We start from the raw sequence: 13,423 nt of genomic DNA on the forward strand, positions 1-13,423 counted from the left end.
GCCCGAAGGTCCCCCTCTTTGCTCCGAAGAGATTATGCGGTATTAGCTATCGTTTCCAATAGTTATCCCCCACATCAGGGCATATTCCCAGGCATTACTCACCCGTCCGCCGCTCGCCGCCCTTAACGTTCCCCGAAGGTTCAGTTAAGTCGCTGCCGCTCGACTTGCATGTGTTAGGCCTGCCGCCAGCGTTCAATCTGAGCCATGATCAAACTCTTCAATTAAAGTTTTGTTGTATCTAACGATACGGCTCAATGAATACTGTTAATTCATCATAAATGATGAATGAATTGACTGTGCTGATACTCTTCTTTATATAAAGAAGTGAATCAATTTGGTCACTCAGTTTCATTGATTAAATCTTTTAGACTAAATCATTTCACGAGTGCCCACACAGATTGCATGGTCAAATTGTTAAAGAACAATACTGACTTTCGGTAACCGCTTGCGCCGTTGTCTGTGTCAGTAAGGTCGCATTATAGGGAGATTTTCTTTTCTGACAAGCATAAAAACCAAATAATTTACCGACCGATTAAGATGCAACCAAGATTGCACTAATTTGCAGAATATCCGCCCTATTCAACGATAATTATCAAGTGAAGCATTCAAATGAAAGCATCAAAACCGACTTTAAATATTTCTCACCCGTAATAAAAAAGCGCCCCACTCCATATGAATAAGGCGCTTTTCCAGATGACATTAATTAAAGATTACTGTTTAGCGACAATCTGGCCGTCTTCAGCACTCACCACAATCACTTTACCAGGAAGTAATTTACCGGAAAGAATATCTTGTGCTAATGCATTCTCAATATACTGCTGAATCGCACGTTTAAGTGGACGAGCACCGTATACAGGGTCAAAACCAGCTTCAGCGATCAAATCTAAAGCACTTTCATCAACATCAAGGCGGTAATCTTTTTCCGCTAAACGTTTCTGTAAACGTGCTAACTGAATATTTGCAATATGCTTAATATTGTCCTGACCCAATGGGTGGAATACAACAGTCTCATCAACACGGTTAATAAATTCTGGACGGAAATGTTGACCAACAACATCCATAACCAATGCTTTTAAGCCTTCATAATCCAAGCTACCGAAATGCTCTTGGATACGATCTGAACCTAGGTTTGACGTCATAATGATCACCGTATTGCGGAAATCAACAGTACGACCTTGACCATCAGTTAGACGACCATCATCTAATACCTGAAGTAAAATATTAAATACATCAGGGTGTGCTTTTTCAACTTCATCAAGTAGAACAACAGAATAAGGACGACGACGAACCGCCTCGGTTAAATAACCCCCTTCTTCATAACCCACATAGCCTGGAGGCGCACCAACAAGACGAGATACAGAGTGTTTCTCCATAAACTCAGACATATCAATACGAACCATGGCATCTTCACTATCAAATAAGAAGTTAGCCAGTGACTTACAAAGTTCGGTTTTACCAACCCCTGTTGGACCTAAGAATAAGAAAGAACCAATTGGACGATTTGGATCAGCAAGACCCGCTCGACTACGGCGAATCGCATTGGCAACCGCCTCTACCGCTTCATTCTGACCAATGACTCGACGGTGTAACTCTTCTTCCATACGAAGTAACTTATCACGTTCACCTTCAAGCATTTTAGCTACAGGAATACCCGTTGCTTTTGATAGCACATCAGCAATTTCAGTATCCGTTACTTTATTTTTCAGTAACGTCATTTCCTGCATTTCTGCTTGAGCGGCTAAATCAAGTTGCTTCTCTAATTCAGGAATACGTCCATATTGTAGTTCGGACATACGATTTAGATCGCCTGCACGTCGTGCGATTTCAACATCTGTACGAGCCTGTTCAAGTTCGGCCTTAATATGTTGAGTACCAGATAGTGCAGCTTTTTCAGCATTCCACACTTCTTCAAGCTCAGCATATTCACGCTCTTTAAGATCCAACTCTTCTAACAGATCACTCAAACGTTTTTGACTTGCTTCATCACTCTCTTTTTCTAACGCCTGTTGCTCTATCTTAAGTTGAATAATACGACGCTCAAGACGATCCAAAGACTCAGGCTTAGAGTCAATCTGCATACGAATACTTGATGCAGCCTCATCAATTAAATCAATCGCCTTATCAGGTAACTGTCGATCTGAGATATAACGATGAGACAGTGTTGCCGCAGCAACGATTGCAGGATCCGTAATTTCAACATGGTGATGAAGCTCATAACGCTCTTTCAAACCACGTAAAATTGCAATGGTATCTTCAACACTTGGCTCTTCCACTAGCACTTTTTGGAAACGACGCTCAAGAGCTGGGTCTTTCTCTACGTACTGACGGTATTCATCAAGCGTTGTAGCACCGACACAGTGAAGTTCACCACGAGCTAGCGCAGGCTTTAACATATTACCTGCATCCATTGAACCTTCGCCTTTACCCGCACCAACCATAGTATGGATCTCATCGATAAAGAGAATCACACTACCGTCTTCTTGCGATAGTTCATTGAGCACGGCTTTTAAACGCTCTTCGAATTCACCACGGAACTTAGCACCAGCAATCAGTGAACCCATATCAAGGGAAAGAACACGTTTATTACGCAATCCTTCTGGTACTTCACCATTGACGATACGTAAAGCCAAACCTTCAACGATGGCTGTTTTACCCACACCAGGTTCACCAATAAGAACCGGGTTGTTTTTAGTACGGCGTTGCAACACCTGAATAGTACGACGAATTTCTTCATCACGACCAATGACAGGATCTAACTTACCTTGTTCAGCACGCGCAGTTAAATCAACAGTGTATTTCTCTAGCGCTTGGCGGTTTTCTTCCGCATTAGCATCATCCACTTTTTGACCACCACGAACTTTATCTATCGCCTGCTCTACTGTATTTGCAGTAAGGTGGAATTCTTTTAGCAATTGACCAAGCGGCCCTTTATCTTCAACTGCAGCTAAAATAAACAACTCAGAAGAGATAAACTTATCTTGTCGCTTTTGTGCCAATTTATCGCACATATTAAGCAGTGCGCCCAAGTCACGAGATAGCTGAACCTCACCACCAATGCCTGTTACTTTTGGCATGCGATCTAACATTTCAGCAAGACGAGAGCGAAGCTGGGTAATATCTACCCCCAACATGGTTAGCAATGGACGAATCGTGCTGCCATCTTGGTTAAGAAGAGCCACCATAAGGTGAGCAGGTTCGATATACTGATGGTCGCGGCCAAGAGCTAGCGACTGCGCATCAGAGATCGCTGTTTGAAACTTGCTAGTAAATCTATCTAGACGCATAAATGTCCTCCAGTATTGGAAATCTTGTATCGAAATAATTTCGTTATATTTCTTATATGGATTCGGAGAAGGTATTTTTCAAGCGTAATAATCGATAGAAATTAAAAATAAAAAAGGGCGTACATAATCCGGTACACCCTTTGAGATTTTCGCAATGTTATGGGCGGTTAACGCAACCAAATTAAGGAAGCCTGACGACCCGTTCTTGCAGCCCTACGATAAGAAAAGAACTGCGGGTCTTGGTAAGTACAATATTCCCCACCATAAACCTGAGTAACACCATGACGAGCCAGACGTTGACGAGCTAATTGGTAAAGATCGGCAAACCATTTACCTTCAGCAGCAGGATTTGCTACAAAAGCAAGATGTGCTTGAGGATCTTCAGCCATAAATTGCTCTCTTACCTCCCCTCCAACTTCAAAAGCTTGAGGGCCAATAGCAGGGCCTAACCACGCCATTATCTGCTCTGGTTCAGAACTAAATTGCGCTATTGCATTATCAATCACACCACCAGCAAGCCCTCGCCATCCAGCATGAACCGCAGCGACTTCAGTCCCTTCGCTATTACACAACAAAACAGGTAAACAATCTGCAGTCATTACTACACAAGCAAGTCCTGATACTCGGGTAAAACTCCCATCAGCATCCGGCGTCTCGGTTAAAGGCTGAGATAAGTTTAACACTGTCGGGCTATGGATCTGATTTAACCATGCTGGTGTTTGTGTTAATTGACAACTTTGCATTACCCGTTGACGGTTTTGTTCAACCGCTAACGGGTTATCATCAACATGAAGACCAAGATTTAACTGATCAAATGGTGCCAAACTTACACCACCAACTCGTGTTGTGCTTATTGCTGCGACATTTGTTGGCGCGGGCCAGTTTGGTTTAATCCACATAATCAGTAATCATCCTCATCGTTGAGCTCTTTGTCTTTACGAAGAATATCAATCATCGCTACCATATCATTTGGTAACGGAGCGTGCCATTCCATTAACTCACCAGTAATTGGGTGAGTTAGACGTAACATACGAGCATGAAGCGCCTGTCGGTCAAATGCGCGCAATGCTTGGATTAACTCATCAGAAGCGTTACGCGGCGGACGTGGACGACCACCATAGGTAGCATCACCAACTAACGGGTGAGTCAGATACGACATATGAACACGGATCTGGTGCGTACGACCTGTTTCCAGACGCAGAACAATACGAGTGTGCTCACGGAAATGCTCTGCAACACGGTAATGGGTGATTGCAGGCTTACCCAACTCGTGGACTGCCATACAAGTACGCTTGGTTGAGTGACGACCGATCGCCTTTTCAACCGTACCACCACCTGTCATCTTGCCCATTGCAATGGCTTCATACTCACGGGTGATATTACGTTTTTGTAGTGCACGAACCAAACGAGTTTGTGCCTGAACGGTTTTCGCAACCACCATCAGACCCGTAGTATCTTTATCTAGACGGTGAACGATACCCGCACGAGGCACTTCTGCAAGAGAAGGACAGTGCCATAATAAAGCATTAAGTACCGTACCATCTGGCGTACCAGCACCAGGGTGCACAACGAAGTCACGAGGTTTGTTAATAACAATGATATCGTCATCTTCATAAACAATATCAAGCGGGATATCCTGAGCTTCCCAACGAACTTCATCTTCGATTTCAGCGTTAATAACAAGTTGCTCACCACCCATCATTTTGATACGAGGTTTATCGATGATTTCGCCATCGACCGCAACTTTGCCTGCTAAAATCCAATCTTTAATGCGCGTTCGCGAATAATCTGGATATAATTCAGCGATAACCTGATCGAGACGCTTGCCTAGTTGGCTATCATTTACTGTATTTGTTAATTCTATTTGCTGTGCCATAGAGAACTTTTTCAAAAAGCGTGAGACTAATTGCCATACGCTGCGTAAAATATATCAACCCAAACGACTGCTTGGTGTTAACCTAATAGTAGTATTGTATCTGTTAACGGGTCAGACCGTAATGGATCCGTAGAAATAAAATTTTCAAACAAGGAAACTGACGCCGCAATGAAACGCCTGACACTGACGACTCTTCTTGCCGTAGCCATTCTTTCAGGCTGTTCTAGCACTGAAGAAGTTGTGCCGGATGTACCACCTTCAGAACTATACGCTACTGCGCAAGAATCACTGCAAAGCGGTAACTGGTCGCAAGCGATTGAACGCCTAGAAACTCTAGACTCTCGTTATCCATTCGGTGCGTATTCAGACCAAGTTCAATTGGATCTGATTTATGCATACTACAAAAATGACGATCTTGCTATGAGTGAGGCTACCATAAATCGATTTATGCGCCTAAACCCAATCAATCCAAAATCAGATTGGGTATTATACATGCTTGGCCTAACTCATATGGCACAAGATCGCAGTTTTATGCATGATCTGTTTAATGTTGACCGTAGTGATCGCGATCCAACCGCAGCTCGCCAAGCATTCCGCGACTTCCAAGTCTTATTACAGCGCTACCCTAATAGCGAATATTCTGCCGATGCTAAAGCTCGTATGGTATTCTTGAAGAACCGTCTAGCAAACTATGATCTTGCTGTTGCCGATTTCTACATTCGTCGTGGCGCATGGATTGCGGCGATTAATCGCTGTGAACAAGTCCAACGTCTATACGATGATACAGAAGCGGCTCGTAAATCACTGCTACTAGAAAAGAAAGCTTACGAAAAACTGGGAATGCAAAAAGAAGTCGAGCGTACACAAAAGTCCATTGACTTAAACCCGGTCAAATAAGTGTTCTCAAGAAATAAAAATGGCAGTGATAAGTTCACTGCCATTTTTGTATCTGTAACAATCAAAGATGAGATCTCTCATTAAATTGAGATTTTTATTTAAAAAAACAAAAGTTAAGCCTGAATAAAATCTGCATATTTTTCATACAAGCTTTTGTTTTAAATCGGATAAAACCCCTAGTCAGCACCAGCCGCTAGCAATCTTGATTCCTCCATACTGCCTCAAAATCAAATCTAAACTCAAGAACTTTTTATCAACTTTTTTGCTACATTATTGAATGAGTCACAGAATTTTCGGTTTAAATTTATTAAAAACCAAAATGCGATCTGCGTCACATTATTAAAGCCTGATTTTAGTAATCTGAACTCAACCCAACGGAGGGTAGCAATAGAGGAAGTTACTTATGACACTAGAAATTACTGGCAAAAACATTGATGTTACCCCTGCTATCCGTGAGCGCTTTGAGTTCAAGTTTAATAAACTAGAAAAATTCCAAGTGCCATTTATTAAGAAACATGTGGTAATTGGACAAGAGCCGAACAAGCTATTTAAAGTAGAAGTGACTACTGCAATTCCAGGCGGCCAACTTGTAGCTTCAGCTGAACACGAAGACCTATTTGGTGCAATCACCGAGGTATACCAAAAACTAGAGCGTCAGCTTAAAAAGCAAGCTCATAAACCAACAGCTCGTCGCGCAAGCCACAGTGAGAAACCAGAACTAGCAGAAGAAGAAGTAGATCTGACTGAAGAGTTCGAAGAATAATCATATAGATAAAGGAATTTAATAATGACCCCGCCATTGAGCGGGGTTGTTTGTATTGGAAACAGGGAACAATGACCATGACTGAACCGACCTACTCTCTTGATGAAATTCGCTTGCGTGTCAGCCAGATCGATAACCAGTTGCTAGAATTACTTGCTCAACGACGTCAACTCAGCTTAGAAGTTGCGAAAAGCAAAATAAGCACGGCAAAACCTGTGCGAGACAAAGCGAGAGAGCATGACTTACTACTTAAACTGATCGAAACAGGAAAAGAAAAACAGCTAGATCCTCAATATGTGACTCAACTGTTTCATACCATCATTGAAGATTCTGTCTTATACCAACAAGCCTTTTTGCAGCAGTTGATCAATCCAGAAAATGCACAGCCATCGGCACGAATAGCCTTCTTAGGCAGTAAGGGCTCATACTCACACTTGGCTAGCTTAAATTATTTTAGCCGTAAGCAAACTCAACTATTAGAGATGAGCTGCTCCTCATTTCGAGATGTGATTAATGAAGTTGAGTTGGGTCATGCCGATTACGGTGTTCTTCCAATTGAAAATACTAGCTCAGGTTCGATTAACGAGGTATACGATCTCCTGCAACATACTAGTTTATCGATTGTTGGAGAAATTACTCAACCGATAGAACATTGCTTATTAACAGCCGTCGAAACTCAATTAGAGGCTATTGATACGCTCTATTCTCACCCGCAACCCCATCAACAGTGCAGCGAATTTGTCCACCAGCTCGGTGAGATCAAACAAGAATATTGCTCAAGTACAGCCGATGCGATGAAAATTGTCGCCGAACTGTCTCAGCCCAATATTGCCGCAATAGGTAACGCTACCAGTGGTGAGATGTACGGTCTTTACTCATTAACCGAACACATCGCCAATCAAGAACAAAATTTTACCCGCTTTATTGTAGTTGCTCGTAAAGCCATTGATGTGACACCGCTAATTCCTGCAAAAACTACTTTTATTATGTCTACAGGTCAAAGCGCAGGTTCTTTAGTTGAATGCTTACTGATCTTGAAAAATCATAATATCAATATGGCCAAACTTGAATCTCGCCCAGTGATGGGGAATCCATGGGAAGAGATGTTCTATGTTGATGTAGAAGAAAATATAAAATCAGAGGTGATGCAACAAGCAATGGAAGAGTTAAGTCAGGTCACTCGATTTATTAAGGTACTGGGGTGCTACGCCACAGAAAACGTGAAGCCAACAGAAGTGACTATCGACTAAGCCCCATAAAACAAACCCGCAACTTCTCAACGAAATTTGCGGGTTTTTCTTTATGCTTTTCTATGAGTAGAATCGTTCGCCTGCCGCAGCAATCCTTGGCTCTCTAATAAAAAATGTTCAGCGTAATCACCAAACCAATTATCGACTTGAGTAAATGCCTGAGTAAACATTGCCTTGTCTTTATTTTCTAACATAGCAATCGCCTCACCAAAGCGTTGGTGGAAACGTTGGATCATCGCTAAGTTTTGCGGTGACGACATAATAATATCGGCATACAGTTCCGCATCCTGAGCAAACAAACGCCCAACCATGGCCAATTCAAGGCGATAAATCGGTGAACTTAACGATAGCAGTTGATCAAGGTTTGGATCTTCTTCTGCCAAATGAACCCCATAAACAAATGAAGTGAAGTGGCGTAGAGCCTGGATCAATGTCATCCCTTGGTCATGTTCAATGGCACTGATGCGATTTAAACTCGCGCCCCAAATCTGAAACTGTTCCAGTAACCATTGATACTCTTCAGGATTGCGACCATCACAATACACAATAACCTGTTTCGCTAAACTTGAGATATCAGGACCAAACATCGGATGTAAACCTAAAACAGGCCCGGAGTGCACCTCTAACATTGCCTGTAACGGTTCACTTTTAATCGATGTCAAATCAGCCAAAATACAATCATCAGGCAAGGCGTTTAATTTACTAATAACATCAACAGTTAGGTTAATTGGCACCGTTACCACAACCATACCCGCATCACTTAATAGCTCATCAGCCCGATCCCAATCTTGTGAACCAAGCTTACGAACTTGATAACCTGATAACTCAAACAAACGGCAGAATAAACCACCTAACTGACCATAACCGCCCACAACCACAATAGGACGCAATGTCGGTTTTAGGCACTTAAACCCTGAGTCATTTTCACTAGAATACGACTCTCGCATTGTGCGACGTAAAATATCTTCAATGAGATCTGGCGGAACCCCCTGACTTTCAGCTTCTGCTCGACGTGAGGCTAACATTGCCGCTTCGCGATCAGGAGCATAAATAGGCAGACCGTGTTGGCTTTTAACGTGACCGACTTCTTCAACTAAAGCCAGACGACGCGCCAATAATGCCACCATCTGCTGATCAACCTCGTCGATTTGATCTCTTAATTTGCTCAGTTCAGCAACCATGGTTTTACTATTTCCATCTATTAAATTCGATTTTGTAAAAACGGAACTAACTCTTGTTTAGCATGACGCAATAGCTGTTCCGTTGTCTGCCAGCCGATACAGGCATCCGTTATGGATTGACCATACACCATATCTGCTCGTGGCAGGTCTGCGCTCTGATTCCCTTCTTGCAGATGACTTTCTATCATCAAACCTATGATGGAACGATTCCCCTCTCGAATTTGGTGAATCACATCTTCAGCAACCAAAGGCTGACGACGAAAATCTTTACGCGAGTTGGCATGACTGCAGTCTACCATTAAGGATGGTGAAAGACCCGAAGCAATCATCTCTTGTTCACACTCCGTAACCGATACTGAATCATAATTAGTTTGCTTACCACCACGCAAAATAATATGCCCATCAGGATTTCCCTGAGTGCTCAGCAATGCAACCTGACCATCTGGGTTGATCCCCATAAACTTATGACCAGATGCCGCAGCTTCCATCGCATTAATAGCCGTTGCTAAGCTACCGTCGGTCCCATTTTTAAATCCAACAGGAAGTGATAAGCCACTGGCCATTTCACGATGGGTTTGTGATTCGGTGGTACGAGCACCAATTGCAGCCCAACTAAACAGATCGCCTAAATACTGTGGACTAATAGGATCTAACGCTTCAGTCGCTAATGGGATGCCCATTTCCACTAAATCAATCAATAACTGACGCGCAATATGCAGCCCTTCTTCGACTTCAAACGAACCATCTAAGTAAGGATCATTGATTAGCCCTTTCCAGCCAACTGTTGTTCGAGGCTTTTCAAAATAGACTCGCATTACAATATACAGTTGATCCGATAATTCCTCGGCTAACGCTTTTAGTTTTTTGCCATACTCTTTTGCCGCTTCCACATCGTGTATTGAACAAGGTCCACAAACAACCAATAAACGGTGATCTTTTTTATGAATAATATTGGCAATGGTTTGACGGGACTGTTGAATAAAAGATAATGCTGATGCGCTAACGGGTAACTTACTTTTTAGCTGGGTTGGTGTGATCAATACCGACTCATCTTGAATATGTATATTATTAAGTTGATCTTTATGCATAATACTTCCCTGTGCTCTAGCTGGCTTTTTGTTTATTATTTCAACGCAATTTAGCCATAAATACAATTTAGCGATGAATTCAACATACCAATCTCATTTGACCAAAATCAAGCCAATGTAAACAAAAAACACCATATGTAAAAATATATTTACACAAGGTAATGGTGAATTCATCATCGCAACAGGATCTAATCGAAATCATGGAATTGATTTTTTCATTGCTACAACAGCTCAGCGTCTACTTAGTTATCGCTTATCTACTGAGTAAAACCCCGCTGTTTATGCCCATTACCACCATTTCAGGACGACTTTCTCAACGCTTCTCCTGCTATATCCTGTTCTCTTTATTTTGTATTTTAGGCACCTATTTTGGTCTCAACATTGATGATGCTATCGCAAATACCAGAGCCATTGGCGCGGTAATGGGCGGCGTTTTGGGTGGACCTATTGTAGGTTTTGCAGTTGGCTTAACAGGCGGGTTGCATCGTTACTCCATTGGGGGTTTTACTGATCTCGCCTGTGCTATTTCTACCACCGCAGAAGGCATTTTAGGTGGCTTAGTTCATAGTTACTATGTTCGGCGTAATCACATTGACCAACTTTATCGGCCCAGTATTGTTTTTGGCATTACTTTAATTGCTGAAGTGCTGCAAATGGCCATCATTTTGTTAGTTGCTAAACCCTTTGATCAAGCTTTAGAACTGGTCAATGCCATCGCCCTTCCCATGGTGATTGCCAATTCAGCAGGCGCAGCTCTTTTTATGAGTATTATTCATGACCGAAAAACCATTTATGAAAAGTACTCAGCTGCTTTTTCTAGCCGGGCGCTTACCATTGCTCAGCGAACCGTTGGCATCATGAGTAAAGGTTTTAATGAGCAAAGTGCCAAGAAAATTGCTCGGATTGTTTATGAAGAAACTGAAGTGGGTGCCGTTGCGATTACTGATAGAGAAAAGATCTTAGCCTTTATTGGAATTGGAGATGATCATCATTTACCTGGAACACCAATCTCATCTATTCATACCTTACGTTCGATTAATCGCAGCGAGCTGGTCTATGCCGATGGTTATGATATTCCGTATTGTTGTTCGATCCATGATAAGTGTAAATTGGGTTCAGCTTTAGTGATCCCGTTATTGGGGGGTAATAATGAAGTGCTGGGCACTATAAAACTCTATGAGCCAAAGCACAAACTCTTTTCAACCGTAAATGTCACACTCGGTGAAGGGATCGCAAAACTGCTTTCTAACCAAATACTAACGGGCCGTTACGCCCAGCAACAAGCACTGTTACTCCAAGCAGAACTCCGTCTATTACAAGCACAAGTTAACCCACACTTTTTATTTAATGCCCTCAATACCATCAGCTCAGTTATTCGTCGCGATCCAACTCGTGCCCGACAGTTAATACTGCATCTATCTCAATTTTTTCGCTCTAATCTCAAGCAAGATATTGAACAAGTTACGCTTGCAGAAGAACTTAACCACGTAAAGGCTTACTTAGAAATTGAATTAGCACGATTTTCAGATCGATTGAATGTTGAGATAGATATCCCAGATACCCTGCTCAGTCTCAAATTACCCACTTTTACCCTACAGCCACTGGTTGAAAATGCGATCAAACATGGCACCGCTCACTTGCTTGAAAATGGTAAGATCACTATTTATGCAACAGAGACCCAAGACTACATTGAGCTAGTAGTAGAAGATAATGCAGGAAACTATCAAGTTACGCATGAGTCTACTGGGCTTGGCATGAAGATTGTCGATAAGAGATTACGTAATAAATTTGGTCAAGAATTTGGATTAATAATGCAGTGTCAGCCACAGCAATGGACCCGAGCAACGATCCACTTACCTCATATAATAGCCCCGTTAACCCGCAATGGAGAGCAGACAAATGCTTAAAGCCCTGGTCATTGATGATGAACTTTTTGCCCGCGAAGAGCTAATCGATCTACTCGAAGAAAGTCAGCAAGTTCAGGTACTCGATAGCAGTCACAATGCCATTGACGGACTAAAGAAGATCCATAGTTTAAAACCTGATGTCGTTTTTCTTGATATTGAAATGCCACAAATATCAGGCATTGAGCTTTTGACTATGCTCGATCCTGAAACCATGCCAAAGATCGTTTTTGTTACTGCCTATGATGAATATGCTCTGCAAGCGTTTGAAGACAATGCCTTTGACTATCTACTAAAACCCGTTGAGCCTCAGCGTCTAACAAAAACATTAACCCGTTTAACCAGAGAGCTTGAGCCCAAAGATTACAGTCCTTTGATCCAAGAGCAGCTTGAACTGATCCCGTGTTGTGGTCATAACCGTATTTTGTTATTAAATATCAAAGAAATTGAGATCGCCTTTTCCGATTTATCTGGCGTTCATATTGTTACGAAAGAGACCAAGGCTAGCTCTCAGCTTTCGCTTAAAATTTTAGAGCAAAAAAGTTTACTGATGCGCTGTCATCGACAATACCTGATCAACCCAACCGCTATAAGAGAAATTCGATTGTTAGAAAATAATCTGGCTGAAATCATCACCATTAGCGGCCACTCAGTACCAGTTAGTCGCCGCTACCTTAAAACCCTCAAAGAGCGTCTTCAGATCAATTAAACCTTATAGATTGGGCTCTTTACCAAAGCGTTCAAAGCCGCGCTGCCAGTTCAGTAAATAGAGCCCATCTTGTTCTCGACGATATTCACAGATTCCCCAATTCACTTTACCTTGTTCTCCCAAGGCAAATAGATGCTCAGTAGTGCAATATTGGTCTCGTCCTTGCTCATACCCGGTTTGATAGTCGGCAAAAGCTGTCGCAACTGGCTTTCCTTTTGCAGAATCAATCAAGTGGTTAAACTGTGGCTCAGTTAAGCTAGTACTACCATTTTGCCCATCATAATAGCCCAGCTTTTCATAATTACCTTGGCTGATAAGATCGGTTTGTGTCACACAACCACTTACTATTCCAACACTTAATATCGCAGCAAAAGACTTAAGTTTCATGTTATCTCCCTTAAACATCGTGTAGTTATAATGATTAATAGACAATATCTTAGATAATTCCTAATTTACTGAAGCTACTGCACA

Annotated in this window: 11 protein-coding genes and 1 rRNA gene; 5 read left to right on the top strand and 7 right to left on the bottom strand. The window is 42.1% G+C overall.

Translation table 11 applies throughout. The features are described 5' to 3' along the window. The 4 genes from CTN07_RS19485 to rluD form a co-directional block, all read right to left on the bottom strand. Positions 1-224: ribosomal RNA gene (locus CTN07_RS19485) — 16S ribosomal RNA — on the bottom strand; the annotation flags it as partial. A 486-nt stretch (positions 225-710) separates the two neighbouring features. After that, positions 711-3,284: an ATP-dependent chaperone ClpB gene (gene clpB / locus CTN07_RS19490; protein WP_005297862.1), complete on the bottom strand. Its 2,574-nt coding sequence runs from the start codon at positions 3,282-3,284 to the stop codon at positions 711-713. A 167-nt stretch (positions 3,285-3,451) separates the two neighbouring features. Then, positions 3,452-4,183, bottom strand: coding sequence for a peptidoglycan editing factor PgeF (gene pgeF, locus CTN07_RS19495; protein WP_005297861.1), 732 nt, complete (start codon positions 4,181-4,183; stop codon positions 3,452-3,454). A gap of 2 nt (positions 4,184-4,185) precedes the next feature. Further along, positions 4,186-5,160 (bottom strand): 23S rRNA pseudouridine(1911/1915/1917) synthase RluD, encoded by a 975-nt coding sequence (gene rluD, locus CTN07_RS19500; protein WP_005297860.1) that lies wholly within the window; start codon positions 5,158-5,160, stop codon positions 4,186-4,188. A 168-nt stretch (positions 5,161-5,328) separates the two neighbouring features. Here rluD and bamD point away from each other — a divergent pair, with 168 nt between their 5' ends. The 3 genes from bamD to pheA all read left to right on the top strand — a co-directional run bounded on the left by bamD (position 5,329) and on the right by pheA (position 8,070). Next, the gene (bamD, locus tag CTN07_RS19505) at positions 5,329-6,057 is read left to right on the top strand and encodes an outer membrane protein assembly factor BamD (RefSeq protein WP_005297858.1); all 729 of its coding nucleotides are present in this window, start codon (positions 5,329-5,331) and stop codon (positions 6,055-6,057) included. 403 nt (positions 6,058-6,460) lie between these two features. Continuing rightward, on the top strand, positions 6,461-6,820 hold the full coding sequence (hpf, locus tag CTN07_RS19510; protein ID WP_005297857.1) for a ribosome hibernation-promoting factor, HPF/YfiA family: 360 nt from the start codon (positions 6,461-6,463) through the stop codon (positions 6,818-6,820). 77 nt (positions 6,821-6,897) lie between these two features. Continuing rightward, positions 6,898-8,070: a prephenate dehydratase gene (gene pheA / locus CTN07_RS19515; protein ID WP_005297856.1), complete on the top strand. Its 1,173-nt coding sequence runs from the start codon at positions 6,898-6,900 to the stop codon at positions 8,068-8,070. A 50-nt stretch (positions 8,071-8,120) separates the two neighbouring features. On the opposite strand, the gene tyrA is transcribed toward pheA, so the two are convergent. After that, the gene (gene tyrA, locus CTN07_RS19520; RefSeq protein ID WP_005297855.1) at positions 8,121-9,251 is read right to left on the bottom strand and encodes a bifunctional chorismate mutase/prephenate dehydrogenase; all 1,131 of its coding nucleotides are present in this window, start codon (positions 9,249-9,251) and stop codon (positions 8,121-8,123) included. 20 nt (positions 9,252-9,271) lie between these two features. Beyond that, complete coding sequence (locus tag CTN07_RS19525; protein ID WP_005297854.1) at positions 9,272-10,339, bottom strand: 3-deoxy-7-phosphoheptulonate synthase; 1,068 nt, start codon at positions 10,337-10,339, stop codon at positions 9,272-9,274. A gap of 200 nt (positions 10,340-10,539) precedes the next feature. Between CTN07_RS19525 and CTN07_RS19530 the strand changes: the two genes are divergently transcribed. Beyond that, the gene (locus CTN07_RS19530) at positions 10,540-12,246 is read left to right on the top strand and encodes a sensor histidine kinase (RefSeq protein WP_005297853.1); all 1,707 of its coding nucleotides are present in this window, start codon (positions 10,540-10,542) and stop codon (positions 12,244-12,246) included. Then, a complete protein-coding gene (gene btsR / locus CTN07_RS19535; protein ID WP_005297852.1) occupies positions 12,239-12,952 on the top strand; it encodes a two-component system response regulator BtsR in 714 nt (237 codons plus the stop codon). Before CTN07_RS19530 ends, btsR begins: the two co-directional genes overlap by 8 nt. A gap of 3 nt (positions 12,953-12,955) precedes the next feature. Here btsR and CTN07_RS19540 read toward each other — a convergent pair whose 3' ends face one another. Further along, positions 12,956-13,339, bottom strand: coding sequence for a DUF2799 domain-containing protein (locus CTN07_RS19540; protein ID WP_036763279.1), 384 nt, complete (start codon positions 13,337-13,339; stop codon positions 12,956-12,958). Positions 13,340-13,423 lie beyond the last annotated feature (84 nt).

The sequence above is a fragment of the Photobacterium damselae genome, from assembly GCF_003026815.1.
In the GTDB taxonomy this organism is placed as follows: Bacteria; Pseudomonadota; Gammaproteobacteria; order Enterobacterales; family Vibrionaceae; genus Photobacterium; species Photobacterium damselae.

Excerpts from the sequence above, each read along its gene's own strand:
- CTN07_RS19525 (WP_005297854.1), bottom strand. The coding sequence starts at position 10,339 with ATGCATAAAGATCAACTTAATAATATACATATTCAAGATGAGTCGGTA.
- clpB (WP_005297862.1), bottom strand. The coding sequence starts at position 3,284 with ATGCGTCTAGATAGATTTACTAGCAAGTTTCAAACAGCGATCTCTGAT.
- bamD (WP_005297858.1), top strand. The coding sequence starts at position 5,329 with ATGAAACGCCTGACACTGACGACTCTTCTTGCCGTAGCCATTCTTTCA.
- hpf (WP_005297857.1), top strand. The coding sequence starts at position 6,461 with ATGACACTAGAAATTACTGGCAAAAACATTGATGTTACCCCTGCTATC.
- pgeF (WP_005297861.1), bottom strand. The coding sequence starts at position 4,183 with ATGTGGATTAAACCAAACTGGCCCGCGCCAACAAATGTCGCAGCAATA.
- rluD (WP_005297860.1), bottom strand. The coding sequence starts at position 5,160 with ATGGCACAGCAAATAGAATTAACAAATACAGTAAATGATAGCCAACTA.
- tyrA (WP_005297855.1), bottom strand. The coding sequence starts at position 9,251 with ATGGTTGCTGAACTGAGCAAATTAAGAGATCAAATCGACGAGGTTGAT.
- CTN07_RS19540 (WP_036763279.1), bottom strand. The coding sequence starts at position 13,339 with ATGAAACTTAAGTCTTTTGCTGCGATATTAAGTGTTGGAATAGTAAGT.
- btsR (WP_005297852.1), top strand. The coding sequence starts at position 12,239 with ATGCTTAAAGCCCTGGTCATTGATGATGAACTTTTTGCCCGCGAAGAG.
- CTN07_RS19530 (WP_005297853.1), top strand. The coding sequence starts at position 10,540 with ATGGAATTGATTTTTTCATTGCTACAACAGCTCAGCGTCTACTTAGTT.
- pheA (WP_005297856.1), top strand. The coding sequence starts at position 6,898 with ATGACTGAACCGACCTACTCTCTTGATGAAATTCGCTTGCGTGTCAGC.